At 39.6% G+C, this 26,666-nt stretch carries 16 protein-coding genes; 12 read left to right on the forward strand and 4 right to left on the reverse strand.

The annotated features are described in order from the left end of the window. Nucleotides 1-602: 602 nt before the first annotated feature. On the forward strand, nt 603-1,199 hold the full coding sequence (cysC, locus tag DDZ16_RS20070) for an adenylyl-sulfate kinase (protein WP_109266273.1): 597 nt from the start codon (nt 603-605) through the stop codon (nt 1,197-1,199). Between the two features lie 349 nt (nt 1,200-1,548). On the opposite strand, the gene DDZ16_RS20075 is transcribed toward cysC, so the two are convergent. Further along, nucleotides 1,549-1,845: a type II toxin-antitoxin system RelE/ParE family toxin gene (locus tag DDZ16_RS20075; RefSeq protein ID WP_109266274.1), complete on the reverse strand. Its 297-nt coding sequence runs from the start codon at nt 1,843-1,845 to the stop codon at nt 1,549-1,551. Next, nucleotides 1,836-2,078, reverse strand: coding sequence for a hypothetical protein (locus DDZ16_RS20080; protein WP_109266275.1), 243 nt, complete (start codon nt 2,076-2,078; stop codon nt 1,836-1,838). Before DDZ16_RS20080 ends, DDZ16_RS20075 begins: the two co-directional genes overlap by 10 nt. A 405-nt stretch (nt 2,079-2,483) precedes the next feature. On the opposite strand from DDZ16_RS20080, the gene DDZ16_RS20810 reads away from it, so the two are divergent. From DDZ16_RS20810 to DDZ16_RS20125, 10 genes are all read left to right on the forward strand, one after another. Beyond that, nucleotides 2,484-2,891, forward strand: a complete 408-nt coding sequence (locus tag DDZ16_RS20810) for a hypothetical protein (RefSeq protein WP_158275722.1) — start codon at nt 2,484-2,486, stop codon at nt 2,889-2,891. A gap of 939 nt (nt 2,892-3,830) precedes the next feature. Next, entirely contained in the window at nt 3,831-7,019 is a 3,189-nt protein-coding gene (locus DDZ16_RS20085; protein ID WP_109266276.1) for a SusC/RagA family TonB-linked outer membrane protein, read from the forward strand. Nucleotides 7,020-7,038: 19 nt separating this feature from the next. Next, nucleotides 7,039-8,634, forward strand: a complete 1,596-nt coding sequence (locus DDZ16_RS20090; RefSeq protein ID WP_109266286.1) for a RagB/SusD family nutrient uptake outer membrane protein — start codon at nt 7,039-7,041, stop codon at nt 8,632-8,634. A 1,129-nt stretch (nt 8,635-9,763) separates the two neighbouring features. Further along, nucleotides 9,764-12,937: a SusC/RagA family TonB-linked outer membrane protein gene (locus DDZ16_RS20095; RefSeq protein ID WP_109266277.1), complete on the forward strand. Its 3,174-nt coding sequence runs from the start codon at nt 9,764-9,766 to the stop codon at nt 12,935-12,937. 20 nt (nt 12,938-12,957) lie between these two features. After that, a complete protein-coding gene (locus DDZ16_RS20100; protein ID WP_109266278.1) occupies nt 12,958-14,508 on the forward strand; it encodes a SusD/RagB family nutrient-binding outer membrane lipoprotein in 1,551 nt (516 codons plus the stop codon). 20 nt (nt 14,509-14,528) lie between these two features. After that, a complete protein-coding gene (locus tag DDZ16_RS20105) occupies nt 14,529-15,218 on the forward strand; it encodes a BT_2262 family domain-containing protein (RefSeq protein WP_109266279.1) in 690 nt (229 codons plus the stop codon). A 19-nt stretch (nt 15,219-15,237) separates the two neighbouring features. Continuing rightward, the gene (locus DDZ16_RS20110; protein ID WP_109266280.1) at nt 15,238-15,948 is read left to right on the forward strand and encodes a lipid-binding protein; all 711 of its coding nucleotides are present in this window, start codon (nt 15,238-15,240) and stop codon (nt 15,946-15,948) included. 808 nt (nt 15,949-16,756) lie between these two features. After that, nucleotides 16,757-19,951 carry a SusC/RagA family TonB-linked outer membrane protein gene (locus tag DDZ16_RS20115; protein WP_109266281.1) on the forward strand — a complete coding sequence of 1,065 codons (3,195 nt, stop codon included), beginning with the start codon at nt 16,757-16,759 and terminating at the stop codon, nt 19,949-19,951. A 26-nt stretch (nt 19,952-19,977) separates the two neighbouring features. Next, on the forward strand, nt 19,978-21,393 hold the full coding sequence (locus DDZ16_RS20120) for a SusD/RagB family nutrient-binding outer membrane lipoprotein (RefSeq protein ID WP_109266282.1): 1,416 nt from the start codon (nt 19,978-19,980) through the stop codon (nt 21,391-21,393). A 30-nt stretch (nt 21,394-21,423) separates the two neighbouring features. Continuing rightward, nucleotides 21,424-22,245, forward strand: a complete 822-nt coding sequence (locus DDZ16_RS20125) for a hypothetical protein (RefSeq protein ID WP_109266283.1) — start codon at nt 21,424-21,426, stop codon at nt 22,243-22,245. Nucleotides 22,246-22,659: 414 nt separating this feature from the next. Here DDZ16_RS20125 and DDZ16_RS20130 read toward each other — a convergent pair whose 3' ends face one another. Together DDZ16_RS20130 and DDZ16_RS21170 are read right to left on the reverse strand one after the other, a co-directional pair. Continuing rightward, nucleotides 22,660-23,970, reverse strand: a complete 1,311-nt coding sequence (locus DDZ16_RS20130; protein WP_109266284.1) for an ATP-binding protein — start codon at nt 23,968-23,970, stop codon at nt 22,660-22,662. Between the two features lie 420 nt (nt 23,971-24,390). After that, the gene (locus DDZ16_RS21170; RefSeq protein ID WP_394340332.1) at nt 24,391-24,639 is read right to left on the reverse strand and encodes a hypothetical protein; all 249 of its coding nucleotides are present in this window, start codon (nt 24,637-24,639) and stop codon (nt 24,391-24,393) included. A 703-nt stretch (nt 24,640-25,342) separates the two neighbouring features. On the opposite strand from DDZ16_RS21170, the gene dinB reads away from it, so the two are divergent. Beyond that, on the forward strand, nt 25,343-26,485 hold the full coding sequence (gene dinB / locus DDZ16_RS20135; protein WP_109266285.1) for a DNA polymerase IV: 1,143 nt from the start codon (nt 25,343-25,345) through the stop codon (nt 26,483-26,485). Nucleotides 26,486-26,666 lie beyond the last annotated feature (181 nt).

Genomic DNA, 26,666 nt, shown 5'->3' on the forward strand with positions numbered 1-26,666 from the left:
GAAGTCCTCACTAAAATAACGACTTGATCTAAATTGAAATTGTGAACGTTTCTTTTTCATAATAACCGTCTTTTGAATGTTTAGTGAAAATGTTCAAAAGCGGTCAACCTATTTCAGGACGGAACAAGTGGTCGGTGGTCAGTAAAATAAGTTCCGTTAGGGCTGAATTATCGGTAGAAAAATTAATTGTAAATAGTAAGGAAAGTCCCGTAGGGATGAGATTCAATAGTCAGTGGTCAGTAATCAGATTATTGATGGTTAGAGGCTTGAGGTTAGAGACTGGAGGTTAGAAGTTAGAGGTTAGAAGAGCAGGGAGCATGGTATATACGGGCTGAAGGCCCGGTTTAGACTAGCCCGGGGCAACGTCCCGGGTGTGTGAGTTATATTGTTGTAGCGCTCTGAAAGGGCAGGCAGGGAGGGGAGGGATTCCTCCACGTCCTCTTCGGTAAAAAAAATAAGCCGGCAGTGCTGGTTAAGGAACTAAAACCACAAACCTCCGCGCACCTCTGAGGTCTCTGCGGTGAAAAATGCAGCCGCTTCAAAAAAATCACACTGGTGTTTCTCATTTCTTACAGAACTCTATATTTTTGTAAATAAAAAGCATGACAACAAACATCCATACCACCTTTGACAAGATCTATGACCGGAGGAAGAAAGAGGAATTTCTGAATCAGCGCTCTAAAGTGATTTGGTTTACGGGGCTCTCCGGTTCAGGCAAGACTACTCTTGCCAGTGGATTGGAAAGGCTTCTGTTTAAGAAAGGTCATTTTTGTCAGGTATTGGATGGTGATAATATTCGTTCGGGAATAAATAATAATCTCACCTTTACCGAAGATGACCGCCGTGAGAATATCCGTCGCATAGCGGAAGTCTGCAAACTATACCTCAACAGCGGAGTAATTACTCTTTGTGCTTTTATCAGTCCTACCAATGAAATTCGTGATATGGCCCGGGAAATTATAGGAGAGGAAGATTTTCTGGAGATTCATGTTAATACCCCCATCGAAATCTGTGAGGAACGCGATGTAAAAGGTCTTTATGCCAAAGCAAGACAGGGTAAGATACCCAATTTCACGGGGATCTCATCTCCTTTTGAGGCCCCGATTTCCCCGTTTTACCGGATTGATACTTCCAAACAGGAAGCTGAGAAAGCTGTGGAAATGTTGTTTGAGAAGGTGGGAGAGGAGATTTCCTGGTGATTGTCGGTTTTCAGTGATCAATAACCAGTTATCAATGATCAATGATCAGGGCCAACAGCCCGAAAGCATCAGCCCTGGGTGAAGCCCCGGGGATCAGGATCAACGATAATTGGAGCCCTGGATGGGCGAAAGAAAGCAAAGGTGCATGGTGCCGGGGCCACATAGCAAAGAAGAAAAAGCCTGGCCAAATCTGAGTTATTTTGAGCTTGTCGAAGAATCTGTTAACTATAAAAAATAGATGTCTTGGCTATGTGTAATATGAAATGCTTTTGGGGTATACTTATGGGGACAATTTCTGAAGAAAAGGGTATGGGAGAAAAACAGGAATTTTAGCGGAAAAATCAGTGAACTAAAATCTTTTTCTTTTGGGGTGTTGACGATTATCAAAAAAGTCAAGTAGAATTATCCCTTTTTCGGTCACTGTGTAAAATACATTTACTTGTTTGACAATGGTGAAACCACGTATTTGTTTTTCCGCGTTTTCCATTGTACCAATCTCTGGAAATTCAACAACTAAATCCAGAAATTCATATACTTTTTGGACAAAAGTTTTTGTTGCTTGCTTTCCCCACTCATCTAACAAGTAATTGATGATTACATCAAACTTCCGGTCAGCCTTCTTTGACCAATATAGGTTTAGAGCCATTTCGTGTGTTTCTTTTTAATCTCATTGTGGTCAATTAAGTTGGAAGGGTCATTTGCGGCATCAGCGAGTTTTATTAAATCTTCCTGCTCCTGGAAAGTTAATTTATTCCATAACGATCCTTGTTCTGATTGGCTTCTGCTTTTTAAAAGCTCATAAAAGCTAAAAAGGATATTTTCATTTTCAATACTGTCAATCAGATTGTGGAAATTTTGCCTTATTTCGATCCTATTCATTTTCTTACTTTTCTTTCAAAAATAATGATTTTTTCGGAGGCTGACAATCTCATTATTGGGGAATGAAGATGTTGAGTGATTCGTTTTTATTAATTCAGAAATTGATTTTGGTATTCAGCTGTCAGTATTCAGTTCTCAGTTGGATGTTTTAGATGCTGGAGGCTGGATGTTAGAGATGAGAGATTTGCGTAGAGTATAGGGCAAAGAGTATGGGGCATGGAGCCTGGGGCAATTGGAGAATTAACGTTTAAGGCCCGTTAGGGCTGAAATGTCGGTAGAAGATTTGGTTTTACATAAGAGTAGAGTCCCGTTAGGGATGGGATGTAAATGGCTGTGGGCAGTGGTCAGTGTTCAGTGTTCAGTGGTCAGTAACAGGGCCAACGGCCCGAAATCAAAAAGCCCGGTGTGAAGCCCCGGGGATCAGGATCAACGATAATTGGAGCCCTGGATGGGCGAAAGAAAGCAAAGGACCCTGAGGTGGGTCGTATACATACCCCACCCTCTCGTTTGCAACGAGAGGGTGTTTCCCACTCGTCTGTGTTGAGCTCTCTGAATGTTAATTGTTCGGTTTCTCTTCGGTTGCCATTCGTCCCACCTTCGGAATTGCTTCGGTCCTGTTTCGTAGCAGCTTCGGTTGCGCTTCGGTTGTTGTTCGTTCAGGCTTCGTTCCCTTATAAGCGAAGGATAACCGAAGAACAACCGAAGAAACACCGAATCTGCCCCGAAGCAGTCCCGGAGTTGGTCCGAACCATCTCCGAAGCAGTTCCGAATAATTACCCAATTGAGGAGATATTGTTTTCGGCCATCTGTTAATTGATTATTGATCATCGATCATTGCTCATTGATTGATTCTTGCCCCTGCTAACGCGAAACTGTAATTTGCGTTTTCTTAACTCAGGATATGTTATCCTGTTTTATTTTTTCATTGTTTGGCCTTTGTTCGACTGTTCTTCGACCTTTCTTCGACTCCTATAGGGTCGTAGAAATGCCGAACAAAGGCCGAAGAAGACCCGAAGAAGCTCTTAAGAAGGCCCCTAAAAAGGTTTTTTCTTAAGTGTCGTCTGCCTGTTAAGTGGGTGTAGGTCAGTGGTTAAGTCCGGTTTTTGTGATTGGTGGAGGTTTGTTAAAAATGGCTCAATATAAACTTTTACAATGTGTTCGTTATTAATTGTTTGAAGGTATATTTTGATTTGGGGCAATGCGCAGGTTTTCGGTGTTAAAAGATTTATCTTACATCTTACCTGACTGCCGTCAGGCAGGTATCTAAAAATCTAACGATCTATTACAATTAGGAATTTCAACAAAATTGATCCCTCCTTGTTTTTAATGGAGTGTTTTCAAAAAAAATATAATTGCTGTTACCCATAATGGGTTTGTAAAGGGGAGTGTTTTGTGAAAAATATGTACTTTTTTTTAGAGGGGTATTGCTTTTAGGGGTGTCTTTTGAAAAGTCTGGTTTTTAGAGGATTGTTTTGATCATTTAGGGGGTTGGAAAGTGATAAAAATCAAAAAAAATATTTGCAGGTTATTCTTTGAAAGCGAAAAGTTATATATTTGTGACAAAATATTCGAAAAACCACCTCCGCCCCTAACGGAATATCAATAGTTGGATGATATATATCATAAAACTTGAATTATGGTTGTTTGTCGTTTAAAAAATCACTGATTTGTAATTTTTAATATTTAAAACATTTATTAACTTAGATGTGTTAAATACGTTGTTCTATTTTTTAATTTTAAACCTAGTTATCTATGAAGAAAGTACTTTTAGCACTTTCGTTCTTGGTCGTGTTTGGGCTTGGTTCTGTTTTAGCGCAGGCCCAGACTGTTACAGGAACTGTTACGGGAAGTGAAGACGGTATGCCAATACCCGGTGTTTCCGTTTTCGTCAAAGGGACTACTGTGGGTACAGTAACCAAACCAGATGGTACATACTCCTTAAATGTGCCGGAAAATGCAGAAGCAATCGTTTTTTCGTTTGTGGGTATGCAAACACAGGAAGTTATTTTTGAAGGCCAGTCAACTGTTGATGTGGCTTTAGTGAGTGAAGCAATTGCTATGGATGAAGTTATTGTAGTTGCTTATGGAACATCTACTAAAGGGTCATTTACAGGTTCTGCAGCAGAGATTGACTCTGAGAGTATTGAGAAAAGACAGGTCTCAAATGTTACCAATGCAATGTCAGGTGCTGTCGCTGGTGTACAGGTATTGAATGATAATGGACAGCCCGGAGAAGAAGCATCTGTCAGAGTAAGAGGTGTTGGATCAATTAATGCAGGAACGAGCCCATTATACGTTGTAGATGGGGTTCCTTTTGATGGAGATCTTTCTTCAATCAATACTGCGGATATTGAATCAATGACTGTTTTGAAAGATGCCGCCTCTACAGCTCTTTATGGTGCTCGTGGAGCTAACGGTATTATCATGATTACTACCAAGAAAGGAAAGGCTGGTAAGCCAAGTGTAAAATTCGATATGAAGTTTGGTGTTAATTCCCGAGCTGTTGAGAACTATGATGTTTTATCAAGTCCTCGAAATTATATGGAAACAGCTTATCAAGCTATTTATAACGCTGGGATTTATAATTTGGAATATACTCCTGCAGACGCTAATGCTTATGCCAATTCTACTTTGCCAACTGATTCAGAGGGTGGTTTAGGATATCGAATTTATACTGTGCCAGACGGCGAGCAGCTTGTTGGGATGGATGGTCAGTTAAATCCCAATGCTCAGTTGGGGTACAATGATGGTGATTATTATTATGTGCCGGATGATTGGGCTGACGAAACTTTTCAAAATAACCCGCGACAAGAATACAATGTTTCCATTTCTGGAGGAAATGAGAAACAATCATATTACATGTCATTTGGTTATCTGAATGACCAAGGTGTTATTTCTGGATCTGGCTTTGAACGTTTTTCCGGTAGATTGAAAGGAGATTATGAGATAACTGACTGGCTTAATGTTGGAGCGAACTTTAATTACAATAATATCACCAGTGATTATCCGGGAGAGCAGGTTAATACCAGTTCTAGTGGTAATGCCTTTTTTATTGCTAACTATATTGCCCCTGTTTATCCGTTATATGTTAGAGATGGTGAAACAGAAGAAATTCTTTTAAACAATGGCCGTAAAATTTATGATTATGGTGATGGTGTAAGTACGAATTTTGACCGTTCATTTATGTCTATTGCTAACCCTGCTGGAGATTTGACGTATAATAATACCGATTATAAAATGGATATTATTAATACTTCATGGTTTGCAGAACTAACCCCAATTCAGGGAATGAAGTTGACAGCAAGATATGGGTTCAACGTTGATAATACGCGCTACGGTGATTTAGGTAATGCATATATGGGGCAAAGTGCTGCATATGGTGGTACCGCATATCAGCAACAAGATAAAATGGTAGGTTTTAACCAGCAATATATCGGTAATTATCAATTTGCTTTCGGATCATTGAATCAAATGGATATAACTGTTGGATATGACGGATATGAATTTCAGGATGGTTTCATTTTTGCGAGTGGACAGAACTTGTATAACCCAGAGAGCTATTATGTAAGTAATTCTATTGATAACTTGCGTGGAGGTGGTGCCAGAGATGAATATTCTACACAAGGTTACTTTGGACGTGTGAATTATTCGTATGCAGATACCTACTTTGGTAATATTGCATATCGTCGTGATGCTTCATCTAGATTTAGTCCTGAAAACAGATGGGGTGACTTTTGGTCAGCCAGTGTTGCCTGGATGATTAGCAAAGAAAACTTTATGGCATCTCTACCTTGGGTTGATATGTTGAAATTGAAGGCTTCATATGGTGAGCAGGGAAATGATGACATAGAGCTAAATGGTACCGATAACTATTATCCATATTTAGACCAATATGAAGTTACAGGTGCTGATGGTGTTTTTTCTGATGGTAGCTTAGTCTTCAAAGGAAATCCAGATCTTACCTGGGAGACTTCTACTTCTTACAATGTTGGCTTGGATTTTGCTTTACTTAGCAATCGGGTGACCGGATCTGTTGAGTACTTTGGAAGGAAATCATCCGACATGCTTTATTTTAAGCCCGTGGCTGGTAGTAATGGCTATACCTCTATACCAATGAATATTGGTTCAATGACCAATTCAGGGTTGGAGATCGATTTAGGCTATAATATTGTTAACACCGGCAATTTGAGCTGGAATGTAAATGCCAATGCAACATTTATTAATAATAAAATTAATGAATTGCACCCTGACCTTGAGGGAGAACTTATTGATGGAACCAGAATTTATGAAGAAGGTGAGTCAATGTATCGTATGTATCTTGTAGAATATGCAGGTGTTGATCCAGAAGATGGTATGGCATTGTATTGGGCAGAAGATGAGGATGGTGCACGCATTAAGACCAGTGATTACACTGTTGCGCTTGAACATAAAGTTGCCTCTGATGACCTGCTTCCTACTGTCTATGGAGGAATCGGTACAAGCTTGGAATTTTATGGGTTTGATGCATCAGTTCAAACGTCCTATCAATTGGGAGGCAAAATCTATGATTCTGGTTACCGACGACTGATGCATGGTGGAAATTCAAGCTTTGCCGGAAATAACTGGCATGAAGATATTTTTAATGCTTGGACACCTGAGAATACCAATACCGATGTACCAAGGTTAAATGCAAATGATCGATACGCAAACTCTACCTCTACAAGGTTCTTGACAAGCTCTGATTATTTCAGCATTAACAATATTACCTTAGGATATACTTTGCCCGCTAATTTGTTCCAAGGGATTGATATTCAGAGGCTAAGGATTTATTTGAGTGCTGAGAATGTTGCCTTATTTACAAGTCGAAAAGGGCTTGATCCCAGACAAAGTTATACCGCAGCTTCTACTGCGCGTTATACACCGATTCGTACGATTTCTGGAGGTATAAATTTGGTCTTTTAAAAATTTAATTGAGATGATTATGAAGAAAAGATATTTAATAGGATTTTTTATTTCTGCTTTACTTGGAATCGTATCGTGTGAGGATGCTTTGGATACAGCTCCTGACGGGGATATTGTCACTTCCGAGCAAAAAGAAGATATTGTATCAAAAGATCCGTCAAAGGCTAAGGCAAGTGTGAATGCTGTGTTTTCCCAGTTTAGTCAATACATGCCTAATGAGGATGCATTAAATGCATCTAGACATAATGATTTTGGGTATCCCTCTGTTATGTTGTTTACTGACCACAATGGTTATGACGTTGTGAGCGACAATAATGGATATAACTGGAATGGTAATAATTTGGAGTTTACTGATAGGGACTATGATTCTAATGAAAGCCAGATTTTGTGGAACGATATGTATTCCATTATTCGCGCTACAAATAATGTTGCTGCTGCTATTCCGGAAGATACAGAAGATCCTACCTCCAAGTTCTATCTCGCTCAGGGTTTAGCTACCAGAGCTTTTAGTTATTGGGTTCTGGCACAATTGTATCAGTTTACCTATGTTGGTAATCAGGATGCTCCATGTGTACCCATTATAACTGAAGAAAATGCAAATGCCGCAGCTATTGATGGTATTCCACGATCCTCGGTAAAGGAAGTATATGATTTAATCTTAGCTGATGTAAATCTTGCTATTCAGCTGCTTAAGGATGCAGAACAAGAGGGTGTTATGAGAGATGATAAGCGGTATGTTAATCTTGCTGTTGCCTATGGAATTCGCGCAAGAGTTAACCTAACAATGCAAAATTGGACTGAGGCTGCCTCTGATGCCACCAGTGCAATCGAAGCTTCTCAGGCCACTCCTGCAAGCATTGAGGATGTTAGTAAACCAGCATTTTGGACGGTTAATGAATCAAATTGGATGTGGGGGATTATTGTCTCTGAAACCGATGCCGTTGTTACCTCTGGTATTGTTAACTGGATTTCTCATATGGGATCTTTGAATTGGGGGTATGCAAACTATTCTAAAGGAAGACAGATAAATAAATCCTTGTTTGCATCTATTTCTGAATCGGATGTTCGCAAAGGTTGGTGGATAGATGCTGATTTGCAGTCGGATAATCTTAATGATGCAGAGCAAGAGTTTATGGAAGGGACTTATCGTGAATATACTCAGGTTAAATTTGCTCCATATAATAACGTTCTTCAAACTACAACGAATGCCAATGATATTCCTCTGATGAGAATTGAAGAAATGTATTTGATTAAAGCAGAAGCTGAGGGAATGAGTGGCGGAGATGGAGTTAGCACTTTAGAGAGTTTTGTTCAGACTTATAGAGACCCGGATTATGTTTACAGTGCTGCTGATTTCCAGGAAGAGGTGTTTCGTCATAGAAGAATCGAACTATGGGGAGAAGGTTTAAACTGGTTTGATATTATGCGCTTGGAAACAGGTGTTGATAGAAGAGGAGCTGGTTTTCCTAATGCTACCATGGTTTTTGATATTCCTGCTAATGATCCTTTATTACTATGGAGAATTCCAGAAGCTGAAATTCAAGCTAATCCAGGATTAGCAGAGGGTGACAACAATCCAGCTGCGCCTACTCCTGAACCAGTTACCGATTTTTGAGAGTAGAATAATGAGATTGCAACTTGTATTTGCAGAATAGTAATGCAAAATAAGTTTTGATTACAAAAGCCTCGGATTTTCTTCGGGGCTTTTTTTTGTCTTATAGTTTTATTTTTCCGAGAAACATAACCAATGAACATCTGGCAATGGCGGATTATCTTACCTTTTCAGGATATTTGCTAAAGACGAGGATGAGCAAAGGAACTCCCGTGTGCGGAACCGCGTGGCGATGTTTCTTGAGTAGTGAGAGGACAAATAGGAAATAATCCCTATCTTCCTACTTGATTATTATAAACCTAATTTCTACTCAAAATGACTTACTCTATTTGAGATCTTTATATAAATGTGGCAAGTGATTTTTTTTTAAGAATCTCGATTTAGTAATTCCACCACCTCCCGAATTTTTCTTTTACCTTTTCTTTGGACTATAATTAAGGGGATTATTGTCCTTCTGAAGATTCCAGCTAAAACTGTTTCAAAAAGGTTATTTTTCTCCATGCTTGCACAGATTTTATGAGAGAAAGCAGGTTCTTGTTTACTTTATGATTATTAATATTTTGAATTTCCTGCGATAACTGCCAGTCAATTAACCGTTGTCTATCTATTAAGATTTTTTTCCTTTTCCCAGGCCTAAACGGTTTTTTGTATAAGGTACTGAGGTAGAATGCAATGCATTCTTTTTGCTTTTAAAATCTTCAAATTTTTCTTGTTGCCATTCCAGTTTCTTCAAAATAAGTCTCATTTATTCTATGAATTTATGTTTATGTAAAGTGAATAATAGAAAAAAAAATTCAAAAAAAAAACTTGCCTGTGAATAGGGGTTTTTTGATTTGTTTCTGTCTTTAGAATGGAATAGTTGAAAAATGAAATTCTTAGATTATTCCGGGTTTAAAATTATAGAATAGAATAAAGCCATTCCCTAACGAGGGGATGGCTTTCGTTAAGTGTTTAGAAAGATTTTTCTCCTTTAATTTTTGCCTCCCATTATTAGAATCAGCTTTAATGAATTATTGAATCTATATTAAAAGGGAATTGGTTTAATTAAATGAAAGGTTAAAATAAAAAATATACCTATAAATTAAACTTGTTTCTCAATGTCCATAATTATTAATTTTTAAACCATTAATCTATGAAGAAAGTACTTTTTGCACTTTCGTTCCTTATGGTTATTGGGCTTGGATCCATTATGGCACAAGCACAAACTGTTACAGGAACTGTTACGGGAAATGAGGACGGTATTCCTATACCTGGTGTTTCCGTCTTTGTAAAAGGGACAACTGTGGGAACAGTTACCCAACCGGATGGTACATTCACGTTAAGTGTACCCGAAGAAGGAGAAACAATTGTTTTTTCTTTTGTGGGAATGCAAACTCAGGAAATTTCCTATGAAAGTCAGTCCACCATTAATGTCGCTTTAGTGAGTGAATCTATTGCGATGGATGAAGTTGTGGTTACTGCTTTAGGTATATCACGGGAAAAGAAAGCTGTTGGGTATGCAACCACTTCTGTTGATGGGGAAGATATTGCTAAATCCAAGGCTGTTAATCCCATGAATGCCCTTCAGGGTAAGGTGGCCGGAGTAGATATTTCCACGGCTCCAGGCCCCGGAGCAACACAAAATGTGATTATTCGTGGGGCTTCTTCTTTTGGAAGTAATCAGCCTTTATATATCGTTGATGGTGTTCCTATTACCAATGAACAGAACCGGTCAGGAGATGATTTGAATTCGCAGGTTGACTTTGGTTCCGGTATTAATGCGCTAAATCCCAATGATATTGAAGAGCTAACCGTGCTTAAGGGAGCTGCCGCAACAGCCCTTTACGGGTCGAGAGCTGCTAATGGGGTTATCATGATTACTACCAAATCGGGAAGTGACACGGATGGAAAAATTCAAATAAATTATGATGGCGGTTATACCTTATCAAAAGTTGGAAGACTTCCTGAGGTTCAGCGTCAGTTTGGCCAGGGATGGAGTGGCGATCGCGCTCTCGATGAAAATGGGAACTGGGGGGCTCCTTATGATGGGAGAGACCGTGTATGGGGCAATGAAGTTGATAACCATCAGCTGATTAAACCGTATGCTTTTTTGGAAGACCGCGTCAGAGACTTTTTTGATTATGGCGAGAATATTAAGAATTCACTTTCCTTAAGTGGTGGTAATGCAAATACTACCTATTTTCTTTCATTGTCTCAAAACGCTGTTGATGGGGTGATTCCTACTGATGCCGATTCTTACGACAGGTATACCATTGCTACCAATGGTTCTCATAAAGCCGGTAAATTAAAATTCAGTTCTTCGGTTAATTTTAGTACTGAAGAAACGTCATCAGTTCCCTCGGGTCAGGGCACATCTGTGTTTAGATCTCTTTATGAAATTCCTAATGATGTATCCATTGTTGATATGGAGAATTACAGGGGGAAATTCTATTATCTGGACAATTATTTTACACCCTATGGGGTTAATCCTTATTATGTTTTGAATCAGGATGGTGCGACTCAGAGTAAAAACAAAATCTTCGGAAAATTTCAATTGGATTTCGATTTGCTTGAAAAATTAAGGCTGACATACCGTTTTGGGGGAGATCTTGAGGTAGCGCGGTCCGAATCTCACAAGGCCATAATAGAATTTAGCGAGGGAGCTCCCAATGCCAATTCAAGTACAGCCAATCCTGGAAATTATGAAGAGATAAGAAGAACCAGAGTGCAAATGAACCATGACTTTATGGTTAATTTCAACCATGATTTTTCTGATAATATTTCATTAAACTTCATTTCCGGATTGAACATCAATGAACGAAAGTATAATTGGTTGAGTGGATCCGTCAATTCCATTGATGTACCCGGTGTTTATCGGTTGTTTAACAGTTTATCGCCTTCCATATCAGACCAGGAGTCTGAGAAAAGACGTTTGGTAGGCGTTTATGGAAATGCGGATCTGAGTTTTAAGAACTATCTTTATTTAACGCTTACAGCGCGAAATGACTGGTCATCCACATTGCCATTGGATAATAATTCCTATTTCTACCCCGGCGTTACCACCAGTTTTCTGATTACGGATTTCTTAAAGGAGAAGGGAATTTCCTCGTCAGTTTTGAGTTTTGCAAAGATAAGGGCTGCTTATGGTATGACTGGTAGTGACACTGAACCTTATTTCGTTTATGACAGATATGTCTCAGCATTCTCTGCCAATCCTAATTTTCCAGAAGTTGATGATCTTACCTTTCCTCTGGGTGGAACCAACTCTTACATGGTTTCTAATCGTTTGGGGAATTCTGATCTTAAGCCGGAGCTTACTACCGAATTTGAACTTGGGTTTGAGGGACGTTTTCTAAACAACCGGATTGGTGTGGATTTTTCATACTATAACCGTTTTACCGATGGCTTGATTGCCACTTTACCTAAGGATCCCACAACCGGTTATACCGAACAAAGGTCCAATCTCGGAGATGTCAGGAATAAAGGTTATGAAATCATTCTTGATGGTTATCCTGTGAGAGGAGAAGATTTTCAGTGGAATGTATCTGTGAATTTTGCTACTAACGACAATGTGGTTGAAAATCTTGAAGTTGATGAAGTTAATCTTGGAGGTTTTGGCTCGGGTGGCATTTTCGCTGTTGAAGGCAAACCGCTGGGGCAGTTTAAATTTGAAAGTGCCAGAACAGTAGAGCTGGATGGAGAAGAGCATATTGTGGTTGATGGAAGCGGCATGCCTCAGGCTACGGCGGATGAAGTGTTTCTTGGGAAAGATATCAATGAAGAGTTCAGGGCCGGATTGACCAACACTTTTGCATACAAAGGGGTAACTATGTCTGCAACTTTTGATTTGCGTTATGGCGGCTACATTTATTCTTATACCAAGGATTACATGCACTGGACCGGAAGTTCGCCTGAAAGTGTATTAAATGACCGGAGGCCTTTTATTGTGCCCAACTCAGTAGTTGATAATGGAGATGGTACATATAGTGAAAATAATGTTGTTGTAGATCCAACTGCGCTTCATACCTTTTACAGTGATGGGGGAATGCAGGGACCGGACTTTGCTATTATAGACCGTTCCTATCTGAAACTGCGTGACCTTAGTTTGTCATATCAACTGCCAAAGTCAATTACTGACAAGTTGAAATTGAATACGGTTAGCCTTTCCTTTAACGCCAGTAACATCTTGTTGTGGACTCCGGCTGAGAATCCCTACATTGATCCTGAAACAACCACCTTTGGAAATGACGTTGCAGCTAAGTTCGGGGAGTTTGGGGCTAACCCAACCAATGAGTACTATACATTTGGCGTTGCGTTTAGTTTGTAATAAATAAAAATGGAAATGATATGAATAACAAAATATTAACAATCATCACAGTCATTACGCTAATTTTTTCAGCTGGCTGCGAAGATTATCTGGACGTGAATAAAGATCCAAACGTTTTAAGTGACATACCGGATTCAAAAGCTTTACTACCCGGAGCTCAGATTGGTATTGGTAATCAATTAATGGGCTGGGATTTTGGATTTGCCGGTGCCTACTGGGTACAATATTGGACACAAAATTATACTGCTTCTCAGTTTAAAGCTTTGTGTGAATACCGGGAAACCAGTTTTGAGGATACCTACGAGGAATTAACGGCAGGCGTTCTTAACGATCTTAAAAGGATAAAAATGATGTCCGATAACGATCAGGGACGAGGGAAGTATTTCGTTGCAGAAGCTTTGTCGCTATTTACCTGGCAAATTGTTACAGATGTATGGGGTGATGTTCCATATTTTGAGGCTTTGCGGGGAAGTGAAGGCATTGATTCGCCTGAGTTTGATGCTCAAAAGGAAATTTATGCAGACCTGATTAGCCGGATTAACACTTTGTTGGAAATGGATCTTACAGATGCCTCTTTAGATGGACATTTTGATTTTATTTTCTCCGGCGATCTCAGTAAGTGGAGGTTGTTTGCAAATTCATTAAAGTTGAAATTAATGCTGCGTTTATCCGAAACTGAAGGGTATAACAATGCCGAAGTGCTGAGTTTTGTTGAGAATAATGAGTTTTTAACCAGTGAATCTGCAAAAATTGATGAATCGACATGGGATGATGGTCAGGAAGGCAAGCGGCATCCTATGAGAGAATTTGAAGCAGGAGGGGCCTCAAATCTGTCTACCAACGTTATCGGATGTAAAACTTTTGTGGACTATTTGCAGCAAAATGCTGACCCTCGCTTGAATACTGTTTTCTCTCCTGCCGGAGGGGGCTTTGAAGGCGCATTTTTTGGGGATTTTGACTCCAAAGAAGATTCTGATGCAGATGGCACTATTGATGAAGAGGAAGCATATTGTGAAGCTGATTTTGCCGGGGACATGGATTTAATATTGATGTCTGCATGGGAAGTAAACTTTAATATTGCTGAAGTATATGTTAGAGCCGGCGAAAATGAAATGGCCGGGGATTATTACGAAGCTGGTGTGATGTCTTCTTTAGAGCAGCATGGTATTAGTAATACTGAAATTCTTGAAGAGAATAGCGACAATGAGGAAGTAAATCCCGGTTATGCCATGTGGCACGATATGGAAAAAGAAGAAGGCATCAGGCAAATAGCCATGCAGCGTTGGGTAGCCAGTGCCAATTATCAGCATCTTGAGGCATTTCTGGAGCGGAATCGTAATAAGTATCCTTCGGTGAATGACATTAATATTGCTGCCGACAGACAGTATGCCAATAATAATTTTCCGGTAGGACAATTAACGGTTTCAGTAAATGGAAGGGCTAAAACCAACGGTCAACTTCCTGCCTCGCCTATTTATCCTTCTGATGTATTAACCAGGAATGTTAATGCACCGGGACAAAAAACAGACTTGTTAGAGAAGGTTTGGTGGAATCAAAAAACGGATAAATAACAAAGAAAGGATAACGCTTTATGAAAAAAATATTTTATACAATACTTGCTATGGTGCCTCTTTTCTTCTCATGTGAAGAAAAAGAAACAGAAGGCATTTCCCGGGAAACACCGGTTCCTCATATGGAATTATTGGGAGATAACCCGGTTGTACTAATAAAAGGAACTGAGTATAACGAAGCAGGAATATATGCCGAGAGGTATACTGCCGATGGTGATACCATTAAAGATGTTGAATATAGAAAGCTTAATGATGTTAATCCTGATGTCGCAGGCTCGTATAAAATTACCTACGAAGTGCTAAATGCTGAGGGAGTGCCTTTTTATATCAACAGGGATGTTACTGTTGCCGATATTGAAGGTTACGATGTATTTGAATTGCCAACCGGCGTATATGACGGGATTCGTGTAGGACGAGATGCCGGGGGGGAGGTTGTCATAACTAAGCTTACCACCGGGATATACAGTGTAAGTGATCTGCTGGCCGGATATTACGAGCAGTATGCCGGTTATGGTCCTGCTTATGGTGCTCCGGGTGTGTTTGTGATAAATGAAGATGGAACTATAACCACTGAATTAGGCTATGTGTCTGGTTGGCGTGAAACAGTAGAAGGAGTTAATATCACCTTTGATGAGGCAACGAATACTATTTCATACACCCAGGTAATGGAGAGTGGTTTTAGTTTCGACGTGAAATTAACATTGCAGTAACCCTTAAATTTTTTGAACAATGAAGAATGTATTTATTATATTATCATCTGTAATCCTTTCAGTTTGTTTCACAGCTTGTGAGGAGGAACTGGAAATTTGGGATAGTGCAACTTATGAATATTCCGGCAGATGGCATTTTAAGGCTATGGGCGAAAATGGGCAAATTCTGAAAGAATACGGTAATCATACCATTCAGACTTACAACTCAGCAAATGATGTTTCGGATGAATTGTGGATCTATGATGTTAATAATGTTTTTGCAGCGAAAGAAGACTCTGAAGGCGAAAGAACCGGAAATATTGGTGGCATAAAGATCAAATCGCAACTGGAAGGTGATTATTCCAACTTTCACTCCGTAGATAATTCTGAAGAAGGTGCCGGGCTCAATGCGAGTGGTTATCCTGTCCCGGGCGTTGCTCCTGGTGAGGCAGATGAAGATGTTCCTGCCGAAGACGATGTTAATGTTATTCCTTACTATTTTAATAAAGGAACTGTTTTGGAAGGGAGAATTCTTGAGGGAGCAGGAACTTCAAAATCAGGATCTCCGGTGGATAGCATATATCTGCGCCTGAAGCTTTTTGCCGGGGAAATTGTTTATAATAGCGTTTATGATGCCGAAAATGAATCCTATGTCTGGGATTCAGGTGAGTTTAGCTATTATGCACAGCCGGATTCTATAGTTATTATTTCCGGTACCAGGTATACCGGTTTTGAGGAGGATGAATATTAGTAATTAGTGCCCGACTATAAAGTCAGCTTTGAAACTAAGGGGCCATCTCATTAATTTGAGATGGCCTTTTTTGGTGTGCCGTGCATGGTAACAAACCAAGCTGTGAAAGTCTGCTCTCGCGGAATCAGTTAACTATTTTTTCACCTGATAAGATAAAAACAATTTCCACACATTACAACAACTGATGTAAGGCAGGAACCCGTCATACACTGAGGTTTCGACTTCCCGTCCTGATGTTCATGAATGTGAAAAAAAATCAATAAAAGGATTGTGGGATAGAGGAGTCGAAATTATGGGCTTAGTAAGTGGGATAATGATTGATTTTTGCTTTGATATTCTGTTGCTGTTACTCATGAAGGGGTGGTTGGTTGTAAGAGGCAGACAATGAGAGTCAAAGCTTCATGTTTGTTTTCCTGGGAATCCTCTATGGCAAAAAACGTGTTTCCTGGCTTATGTGTGAAAATGAAAGGGGGTGGAAAATGGGGGTGGTGGTAAGTAAAAACAAGAATAATTAATAAGTGGACCGGAAAGAGGGGGTTTTGGGTAGAGGGAATTCAAAAAAATATAATTCGTGCGATAAAAAACGGGGGTTGGAGCTGAAAAAGTATTTACTGGGATAATGGATGTAAGAAAAAAAATTATATTTGCATTGAAATGTAGTTTTAGAAGTGGAGAAATCAGCGAAATATTTTTTTGTTAAAATGATTACCGATGACAAAAAATGTTAAAAAAGCTTGATAATCACTAAATAAATGTGTAAACTTGTTTTTAATTGTTCTTTAATTTTTAATTTTTAAACCTTTAATCTATGAAGAAAGTACTTTTAGCACTTTCGTTCCTAATGGTTATTGGGCTTGGTAATTTGTTTGGCCAGGCACAAGCCGTTACGGGAACTGTTACGGGAAGTGAAGATGGTATGCCGATACCCGGTGTATCCGTTTTCGTAAAAGGCACTACAGTGGGTACCGTTACCCAGCCTGATGGTACATATTCTTTAAACGTGCCTCAGGATGCTGACGCAATTGTGTTTTCATTTGTTGGAATGGAAACGCAGGAAATACCTTATGAAGGTCAGTCTACTATTAATGTTGGAATGGTAGATGAAGCTTTTCAGGTTGATGAAGTTATTGTTACTGCATTAGGAATCAAAAGAGAGAGAAAAGCATTAGGTTATGCTGTTCAGGATGTTGATTCGGAAGAGATTGGTCGTACGGGTAATTCTGATTTGGCTGGAGCCATGCAAGGTAAATTAGCTGGTATGGATATAAAGCCATCCAGTGGTATGCCTGGTGCTTCATCACAAATTGTTATCAGAGGAGCAAGATCCTTTACCGGCAATAATACACCTCTGTATGTAGTTGATGGAATGCCTATTGCATCTACATCATATTATGATACGGGAAATAGTGTTACCGGAGCAGATATTTCTAACCGTGCAGTAGATATTAACCCTGCGGATATTGAATCAATTAATGTGTTGAAAGGGCAGGCTGCTGCTGCTTTGTATGGAATCCGAGCCTCCAACGGAGTTGTTATTATTACCACTAAGAGTGGTGCCAATAATAAGGTTGGAAAACCTGTGGTACGCATCTCTCACAATTCCAGTTTTGATGTCGTTTCAAGGACTCCTGATTACCAATCAACATGGGCACAAGGTAACTATGGTAGCTATGTTCCCAATACTTCTTTGTCCTGGGGGCCAAAAATCAGTGAGCTTCCTAATAGTCCGACATATGGAGGAAATACAGATAATGCCTATACCCAGGAAGATGGCATGCAGCAAGGTAAGTTTTATGTTCCTCAATTGGCACAAGCTGGTTTAGATCCCTGGAAGGAACCTCGTGTTTATGAAAATTGGGATGATTACTATCAAACCGGTTATAAGTCTACCAATAGTGTTAACGTAAGTCAGGCTTTTGAAACTGGTAGTTTTGCAATAGCATTGACCAATACGACACAAGATGGTATTGCCTTAAACACCGGGATGGATCGGTGGAACTTCAAAGGAAGCGGAGTTAAGGAATTGAATGATAATTTCACTGTTGGATTTTCTTCCAACTATGTAAAGTTGGAAATTGATAAACTTTCGGGAGCTAATGATGCATCACTTGCAGGAGTTCTTTCTGCACCGGCCAGTTACAATCTTGAAGGTTATCCTTATCATGAGCCAGGCGATCCTTATTCTCAGATATACTATCGCTCAATGACTTTTGATAACCCATATTGGGTTGCTCAAAACAATACATTTAATGAGAAAACAGAACGTTTTTTTGGTAATGGTTACGTAGAATACTCAGCTAACATAGCTGGAAGTCTTGATCTTGATGTGAAATATCAATTAGGGGTTGATAGTTATACCACCCATTTTCAGGATATTTTTGAATATGGATCAAAAGGAGGAGCCGGAGTAATGGATAACTATGGCGTTACTTCAGCTACCTACAATTCATTGTTGACGGCGAGCTTAAATTGGTCATTGTCTGATAACTCTACGATTTCTGCTACTTTTGGTAATGAATTAAACCATGAGGAAATTAAAGCGTACTCAGAGCATGGAGAAGATTTTAACTTCGGAGGTTGGTCTCATATTCAAAATGCTAATGTAGTAACAGCAGATGAGTCTCAGTCGAGCGAAAGAACAGTCGGTTTTTTCGGTAGTCTATCGTACGATTGGAAATCTATGTTGTTTTTAAATGCGACCGGGCGAAATGACTATGTTTCAACCATGCCCAGAGGTAATAGATCTTTCTTTTATCCTTCAGTTTCTTTAGGCTTTGTTGCTTCAGAACTTGAGCCGGTTAAAGCTTTGGATTGGATTTCATATGCCAAAATAAGAGGGTCGTATGCTGAAGTAGGACAGGCAGGCGACTACATTAATAATTATTTTACAAAACCTGATTACAGTGGTGGCTTTTGGACCGGTGAACCTATTCAATATCCTATTGATGGGGTTAACTCGTATATTTCTAATAATGTTCAGTATGATCCCAACCTTAAGCCACAGAATACAACTTCGTATGAGGTAGGAGTTAATCTGAAGTTTTTTAATAATCGCTTTGGTATAGATTACACTTATTCTCGTCAGGACGTTGAAGATCAGATTTTCCAGGTCCCATTGGCTGCCTCAACCGGAGCTGCAGGTTTGGTGATGAATGGAGGAGCTGTTCATACTAATACTCATGAAGCAATTTTATATGCAACACCAATTAAAATAGGTGATTTTACATGGGATATTGCAGTTAACTATTCTAAAATTGATAACGTAGTTGATGAGCTTGCTTCTGGTGTTGAGAGTATTTTCCTTGGTGGTTTTGTTACCCCCCAGGTCAGAGCTGGTATAGGAAATACTTATCCGGTTATTTATGGAGCTTCATTTAAAAGAGATGACCAGGGGCGAGTATTAGTGGTTGACAACCCTGGTGCATGGAACCATGGTATGCCTGAACAGGGGGAGCCTGCAGTTATAGGAGAGGTTTCTCCGGAATTTATTCTTGGGGGTACCAATACCTTTAGTTACAAAACTGTTTCTTTAAGTGCTGTTTTTGAATGGAAAAATGGCGGTGAGATGTATTCCGGTTCTAATGGATTGTTAGATTTATATGGAATGTCTGCACGAACTGAAGATCGCGAATCTACATTTATATATGATGGTTATAAACCAAATGGAGAGAAGAATGATATCGTTCGTGGAGGCGTGAATGATCCGGATGCAATACAGGATTTATATGTAAATGTACTCTCCAATATTGATGAATATTACATTCATGAAAATTCATTTGTGAAGTTGAGAGAGTTGGCCTTGAGTTACAAGCATCCAACCAAAGTTTTTGGTAGTGTAGATCTTGGTGTTTCAGTTTTCGCCAGAAATATACTGCTTTGGACAGCTCTTCCAAATTTTGACCCGGAGGCATCTCAGGGAAATAATAACATGGGAGGTTCATTTGAGCGCTTTTCTTTGCCTCAAACAACCAGTTACGGATTTGGAATTGATGTTACGTTTTAATTGAGTAATTAAACAACTGTGAAATTATGAAGAAATATTTGAATATAGCTTTGGTTTTCTCTCTACTTTCTTTCTTAGGAGCTTGTAGTGAAGACACCTTGGATGATATAAATGAAAATGTGAATGACCCTACTGATGTTGGTTCACATCTGATTATTACAGATGTGATGACCAGTACAGCTTTCAGGGTTGTAGGAAGTGATCCCGCTTTTTATGCATCTGTATATATAGAGCATAATGTTGGTATTTACAATCAGTCTTATAATGCTGAGATTAGGAGTGGTGAACCAATAAGTTCAACTACATATAATAACTCATGGGGATCAATTTACGAAAACCTGTATAACCTAAAACTGATTATTGAGAAGTGTTCTGAAGGAGGTTCAGAAGAAGGAAATTATCACACTTTAGGTATTGCCCAGATTTTGACAGCCTATAACTTGGCTGTATTGACTGATCTATGGGGAGATGTACCCTGGACTGAGGCGTTACAGCCAGGAGGGATTTTTACACCTGTATTGGATAGTCAGGAAAGTCTTTACCAGGAAATATTCGGGATGCTTAATTCTGGACTTGAAAACCTGAATAAGGAAACCAATTTTTCTGGTCTTGGAAGCCAGGACTTTTTCTACGGAGGTGATATTGATTTGTGGAAAAAATTTGGTAATGGTCTGAAGGCACGATACACAATGCGCCTCTCTAATAGAAATGCAGCATATGGCGACGTCATTTCCTTTGCCGATGCATCATTTGAAAGCGCGGCAGAACAATGTCAGTATGAATATGTTGATGCGAGTCCCTTTTACCAATTCTTGCAGGATCGTAATTATTTTGGAGCAAGTCAAAGTATGCATGATAAACTGGCAGATAGAAACGATCCCAGAGATAATGTATTCTTTACAGGAGATGTATTTGCACCAAACGGAACTCCGGACCAGGTTCAGGATCAATATTCGAAATCAGCTATTTCTGTTGAAACAGCGCCAACTTATTTGTTGAGTTATCATGAACTTCAATTTTTGAAAGCTGAAGCGTATGTTCGACTGGATGAGTTGGAGGATGCAAAAGATGCTTTAGAAGAGGGGATTATTGCTGCTTTTCAAAAACCTAATATTGGTCTTACTGCTGCTGATGCTGAAGATTACTTTGCAAATGAGGTTGAGTCAAGATTTGATAGTAATCCTCTTGCTGAAGTTATGATTCAGAAGTATCTTGCATTTTATGAAGAGGAAGCGGTTGAGGCTTATAATGATTATCGTCGGTTGGTAGCTATGGGCGATGATGTTATTGCATTGCAGAATCCTGCCAATCCGCAGCAGTTCCCTGTCCGTTTCAGTTATGGAGCTGATGATGTTACTACGAATGCGAATGTCCGTCAAGCCTATGGCGATGGATCATATGTGTATTCAGAAGATGTTTGGTGGGCTGGTGGAAGCCGTTAATTACTTTGTTGAATTTGAAATTGTTTTGATATGAAAAACATATTTTGGTTATTATTTATACTTGTCGCAGCTTTTGCATTTAATGGCTGTGATGAAGAAGACGAAGATCCTGCTGGTTTAAGGAGTGCAGGTATTGTCCCTGTTATTTCGGATATCTCATCTTCCTTTTTTGATTTGCAAGATTTGGATAATGCATATGTGGAGTTTACAGTTGAAGCTTCCGGGGAAGATGAGGTGAGTCAGGTAGAGATAGAGGCTACATATAATGGAGAAACCGGTTCTATTGGATCATATGAGTCATTGCCGGCAACTGTTACTGTTACTGCCTCCGAAGCTGTTCAGGCAGTAAATGCCACCCTTGATGAATTAGCTCTGGGTGATGTCGTTACCCTTGAAGTAATTGTTACTTCAAAGTCAGGCGTAAGGGCGCGTTCTAATGTTATTATTAATGCTACTTTTGCTTGCGAGTCGGACTTGACCGGTGAATATGTTTGTTTAGCAAGTGGTGCTTCAACAGATCCTGGGCCATCTTCTGATATTAACCCAATTTCTGATTATGAAACAACTGTTGTTTTAACAGAGCAAAGTGTAAATGGGGTTTATACAATTTCTGATTTTTCAGGAGGTTTATTTACTCTTTGGTATAGCATTTATGGTTTGTCTGGTGATTATCCCGGAGAGTTGAAAGATGTTTGTGGAGATATTACCTACATGAATACGGTTGGGCCATTTGGGTCTCCTATTTCCGGATCCGGAAGTGTTAATCCTGAAACAGGGGTTATTACACTAACTGGATTGGCTGATGCTTGGGGAGATACCTGGACATTGGTATTAACACCAGTAAGCAACTAAGAATAAAACTACATAGACTATTATTTCCCGTAATAGTTTTTGTGGGGGGCGGTACTTTCGGGTGCTGCCCCTTTTTTGTGTGCCGTGCATGGTAAATAGCTAAGTGGTGCAAGTCCACGATGTGGGGTTTATAGTCGCCAACCATTAGCCGAAGGCAAAGGAGTCCATCGCGAGCTTCCCGAATGCTTCGGGATTAAGGAAGCTGGAAGCAAAACACTGCCCCAAGGAATACGAACCGCATCAGGCATATCCTGTAGGATGAGTTTACAAAACAAGACGAAGTCCAAAGACTATACGAATACAGGAGTGTAAATGCGGTGGGGACATGGTGTGAAAGTTATTTATCTTACCACGGTACCGCACGTGCGGGATCACGGACATGTTGAAACGGAGTATGATTTATTGATACATTGATTACATGTCTTCAAGAGAGAGTCCATTATATTCAGATTTGAATTCTGAAAGTTTTTTAGTGAGTCCTGATGATTTAATAATCAGATCATTAATGTTTATATTGGCAGGATTTCTTTTAATTTCGTAAAAATAAATTTTTCTTTCTGCTTCATTGATCGCGACAATATCAATTTCATTTTTATTTCCTTTTTCCCAATAGCTTCCAATCGTTGAATAGTTTCTTTCTGCTTTTAGTTTTTCTATGAAATATCGTTCCAATACCTTTCCGGAATAGACATTATAATCCCTTTTAATGATGTTCTTTACATATTCCAGGTTGTCGATTTCAATCGCACTTTTGTATTTGTATATGAACCTGAACCAAAAGTTCAGAAAATTGTCGCTGATTTGGTATTTTACTGATCGGCTATTAGGTTTAGCCAGTATTGGTTTTATTTTGGAAATGATGCCAAAATCATTTTCCAGTCTGTCCAGATAGCCTCCGGTTTGAATTTCGAGAATTGATTCCATTTCCGGCCGTGATGTTTTGGATGAGGCTATAAGAGACAGAATAGAAAAATAATTGCCATAGTCTTTCCCAAATTCATCAATTAAAACATTTTTTCCCTCCTCAATAAGAACTGAATTTTCTGATAGAGCCACATCAATCATATCGTTGAAGTTAAAAGCTTCATTTTCTATTAAAACTTCAAGATATTTTGGGATTCCACCGGTTATCATGTATAGGGCAAGTAAATCATCTTGGGAGTATTGAGGGTTATGTTCTGCAAGAATTCTTTTCTGTGTTTCAATATCGAATGGTTTAATGTATAATTTTTGCGTGGCTCTGCCAAATAGGGGTTCTTTGGCATCTTCAAAAATTTTCTTCATCATGGAATATACCGATCCACAAAAGATCAAATTTATTTTGCTTTTGTTTTTACTGTTGTCCCAGATATTCTGGATTTCGCTGTAAACAGAAGGGTTAATTGAAATGAATTCCTGGAATTCATCAATTATTAAAGTGAAAGGACGAGAGGATGATAGATCCAGTAAATAACCAAAAAGATCCCGGAACGACTTGAAGGTGCCGTAAATATTGACGGATAGCTTGCTTTTTACTTCTTCTATAAATTCTTCGCACAATAGAACTTCGTTTTTTTTGGAAATGAAGAAATAGAGATGTGGAAGATTTTTCACCGATTCAATTAATAAGGTTGTTTTGCCAATCCTTCTTCTTCCAAGAACAATAGACATTTGAGCGTGAGATCGTGATTTTTTCTCAGTCTTGCGCAGCAGTTCCAGTTCTTTTATTCTATCATAAAACTTCATAGTTCAGCAGGTATTTTACGATGATACTTGTGTTACAGTAATGTGCATTACGGTAATGCTGGTTGCTTTATTTGTAAATATAGTTAATGTGAGTGAAAAGCCGGCTCATTTAGATGAATTATTATTAGCAAAATTCGTTTTGAGAAGGGGCTTATGGAAACAGATATTTCCCGCTAACGCGGATTTGTAATCCGCGTTTCTTTAACGAAGGATTTGCAATCCTGTCAAACAAAGAAGTGAAGTTGAACGGTAAGCCTGTTTGAAAGAGCAAAATCTTACACAGTGGTGGATTGCCGCTCGGCTCTGCCGCTTTGGCTACAAAGAAATCCATTATTAAACGGTGCGGATTGCAAATCCGTACCAGCGGTATTGAATCAAACAAGTTTGTATTCCCATAGAAAACACATGTGTCTGGTCTTCTCAAAACAACTCTTCAGGATTGAAACTCAGAAATCCCTCGATTGTAATACCCTCATAACCAACCAGCATTGTTTGATGAGGAGAGAATTTTTTTACAAAAGCTGACATTCCTCCGGAGGGTCTTTTGTGCTCACTCTTTATTTCAATGCCAATTGTTTTCCCTGATGATTCAATAATAAAATCAACCTCATTGTTTTGCTCTCTCCAATAACAATAGATCGTTAGACTTTTAGATATAAGATTTAAGATAAATCATATAGCACTGATAACCTGAACTTTAAGACAAAACCTCATTCACTCGCAAGAGCTTAAACTTTAGACTTTTATAAAAGTTTAACGGAGTGTTGCAATAAAACAATCGGATCTTTTTGCTCATTGCATGGTTGAGTAAGTGAGTTCCAACTGCTGATTCGACTAATCTACCCCATTTTATAGGGGTGAGTAGTGTTTGTTCGAAACTGCTGTTTCCTTGAGCAGAAAGTAAGGCGTTGTTGATTGCAATTGCTCAAATTATTGAGTAAAATTACTCAGTGTATTGAGTAAAATCAAATGTTTATTGTCTTTTCTAAGCCCCGACTTATTCCGGTGATGCCCTCCCGCTTTTGCTTGTCACGTCATCTTTCCTCTGTTTTATGTTGTACTAAAATGATAGTTGGCCTCCTTCAGAGACCGGTTTTTACTGGTGTCTGATCCCCCGGGCTCATTACGGCTATGCCCGGAGGGGGCTAACTTTTGCCCAACTTAAATTCTACCGGTCAGTCACCGCTCCGCGTTTTTAAAACCTCAATCTCAACCTCAACCTCAATCTCAGTCTTAACCTAAACTGTAGCCTCAAGCTCAGCCTCAGCCTCCTTCCTTTTCTCTAAAATAACTTCCTTTTTTCTTTCATTTTTTGCTTTTCGTGTTTAAATTGTAATCTACATAAAGATTAATAAATAATCAAAACAGGTTCATGGACACTGATAACAGGCATATTGTGCATTTTGATCTCGATTCTTTTTTTGTTTCGGTAGAGCGGTTGATGAACAGTCGGCTGAAAGGGGTTCCGGTGATTGTGGGAGGGATGAGTGATCGCGGCGTGGTGGCTGCATGCAGCTATGAAGCCCGGCAATTTGGAGTGCATTCGGCTATGCCCATGAGGCTGGCCCGGCGACTTTGCCCGCATGCTTTTTATGTACGGGGCGATATGGATGAATACAGCCGTTATTCGCGCTTAGTAACTGAAATTATTGGCGATTCGGCGCCTCTTTACGAGAAAGCATCCATCGATGAGCATTATCTTGATCTTACGGGGATGGATCGTTTTTTCGGTTGTCTGAAGTGGAGTCATGAATTGAGGGATAGGATTATCCATGAAACCGGATTGCCCATCTCTTTTGGCTTGTCTGTTAATAAAACCGTGTCAAAGATCGCTACCGGAGAAGCCAAGCCCAATGGTGAAAAGGAAGTGCTTTTGGGGGAGGTAAAGCCCTTTTTATGGCCGTTGTCCATTCGTAAAATCCCCATGATTGGTCCTGCCACATACAAACTCCTGCGTTCTATGGGAATTGATCGGATTGAAACACTTGGACGCATGCCTCCCGAGATGTTGCGCCATGCCATGGGCAAAAACGGCGTAGAAATATGGCGCCGGGCCAATGGCATTGATCCTACTCCGGTGGAGCCTTACACAGAACGTAAATCCATAAGTAGTGAGCGCACCTTTGACCAGGATACCGGTGATATGAAGATGCTGACTGCTCTGGTAGTGAAAATGACCGAAAAGCTGTCTTTCCAGTTGCGAGCGGGAGAACGATTGACGGGGTGTATTACCATAAAGATTAAATACAGCGATTTTGATACCCGTACATTGCAAAAAATGGTGCCATACACCTCTTTTGATCACGTGCTGATACCAATAGCCAAGGAGTTGTTAGTCCGGCTCTATACACGCCGTGTGATGGTCCGTTTGGTGGGGGTTAAGCTATCACACTTAGTGAGCGGTGCCCCTCAATTGAATTTGTTTGAGGATACGCCTCGTCAGGTTGAGCTTTACCGGGCACTGGACTATGTGAGGCAACGGTATGGTGCCGGAGCTGTGGGGAGGGCGGTGTAGAGAGTGGTCAGTGGTCAGTGGTCAGTGTTTGGTAGTCAGTAATCAGAGACCTGGTGAGCCGTCCTAATATAGGTTGACTTTTTGATTTATTATTAACTGCAAAATTGCTAAAAAAAAAGAGTGCCTTGATTGACATTTGATTTTAATTTTCTGTTTTGATCAGAATATATGTTAACTGAGG

It is taken from the genome of Marinilabilia rubra (assembly GCF_003121985.1).
Taxonomy (GTDB): domain Bacteria; phylum Bacteroidota; class Bacteroidia; order Bacteroidales; family Marinilabiliaceae; genus Marinilabilia; species Marinilabilia rubra.

Excerpts from the sequence above, each read along its gene's own strand:
- DDZ16_RS20095 (WP_109266277.1), top strand. The coding sequence starts at position 9,764 with ATGAAGAAAGTACTTTTTGCACTTTCGTTCCTTATGGTTATTGGGCTT.
- DDZ16_RS20100 (WP_109266278.1), top strand. The coding sequence starts at position 12,958 with ATGAATAACAAAATATTAACAATCATCACAGTCATTACGCTAATTTTT.
- DDZ16_RS20115 (WP_109266281.1), top strand. The coding sequence starts at position 16,757 with ATGAAGAAAGTACTTTTAGCACTTTCGTTCCTAATGGTTATTGGGCTT.
- DDZ16_RS20120 (WP_109266282.1), top strand. The coding sequence starts at position 19,978 with ATGAAGAAATATTTGAATATAGCTTTGGTTTTCTCTCTACTTTCTTTC.
- DDZ16_RS20090 (WP_109266286.1), top strand. The coding sequence starts at position 7,039 with ATGAAGAAAAGATATTTAATAGGATTTTTTATTTCTGCTTTACTTGGA.
- DDZ16_RS20085 (WP_109266276.1), top strand. The coding sequence starts at position 3,831 with ATGAAGAAAGTACTTTTAGCACTTTCGTTCTTGGTCGTGTTTGGGCTT.
- dinB (WP_109266285.1), top strand. The coding sequence starts at position 25,343 with ATGGACACTGATAACAGGCATATTGTGCATTTTGATCTCGATTCTTTT.
- DDZ16_RS20110 (WP_109266280.1), top strand. The coding sequence starts at position 15,238 with ATGAAGAATGTATTTATTATATTATCATCTGTAATCCTTTCAGTTTGT.
- DDZ16_RS20125 (WP_109266283.1), top strand. The coding sequence starts at position 21,424 with ATGAAAAACATATTTTGGTTATTATTTATACTTGTCGCAGCTTTTGCA.
- cysC (WP_109266273.1), top strand. The coding sequence starts at position 603 with ATGACAACAAACATCCATACCACCTTTGACAAGATCTATGACCGGAGG.
- DDZ16_RS20075 (WP_109266274.1), bottom strand. The coding sequence starts at position 1,845 with ATGGCTCTAAACCTATATTGGTCAAAGAAGGCTGACCGGAAGTTTGAT.
- DDZ16_RS20080 (WP_109266275.1), bottom strand. The coding sequence starts at position 2,078 with ATGAATAGGATCGAAATAAGGCAAAATTTCCACAATCTGATTGACAGT.
- DDZ16_RS20105 (WP_109266279.1), top strand. The coding sequence starts at position 14,529 with ATGAAAAAAATATTTTATACAATACTTGCTATGGTGCCTCTTTTCTTC.
- DDZ16_RS20130 (WP_109266284.1), bottom strand. The coding sequence starts at position 23,970 with ATGAAGTTTTATGATAGAATAAAAGAACTGGAACTGCTGCGCAAGACT.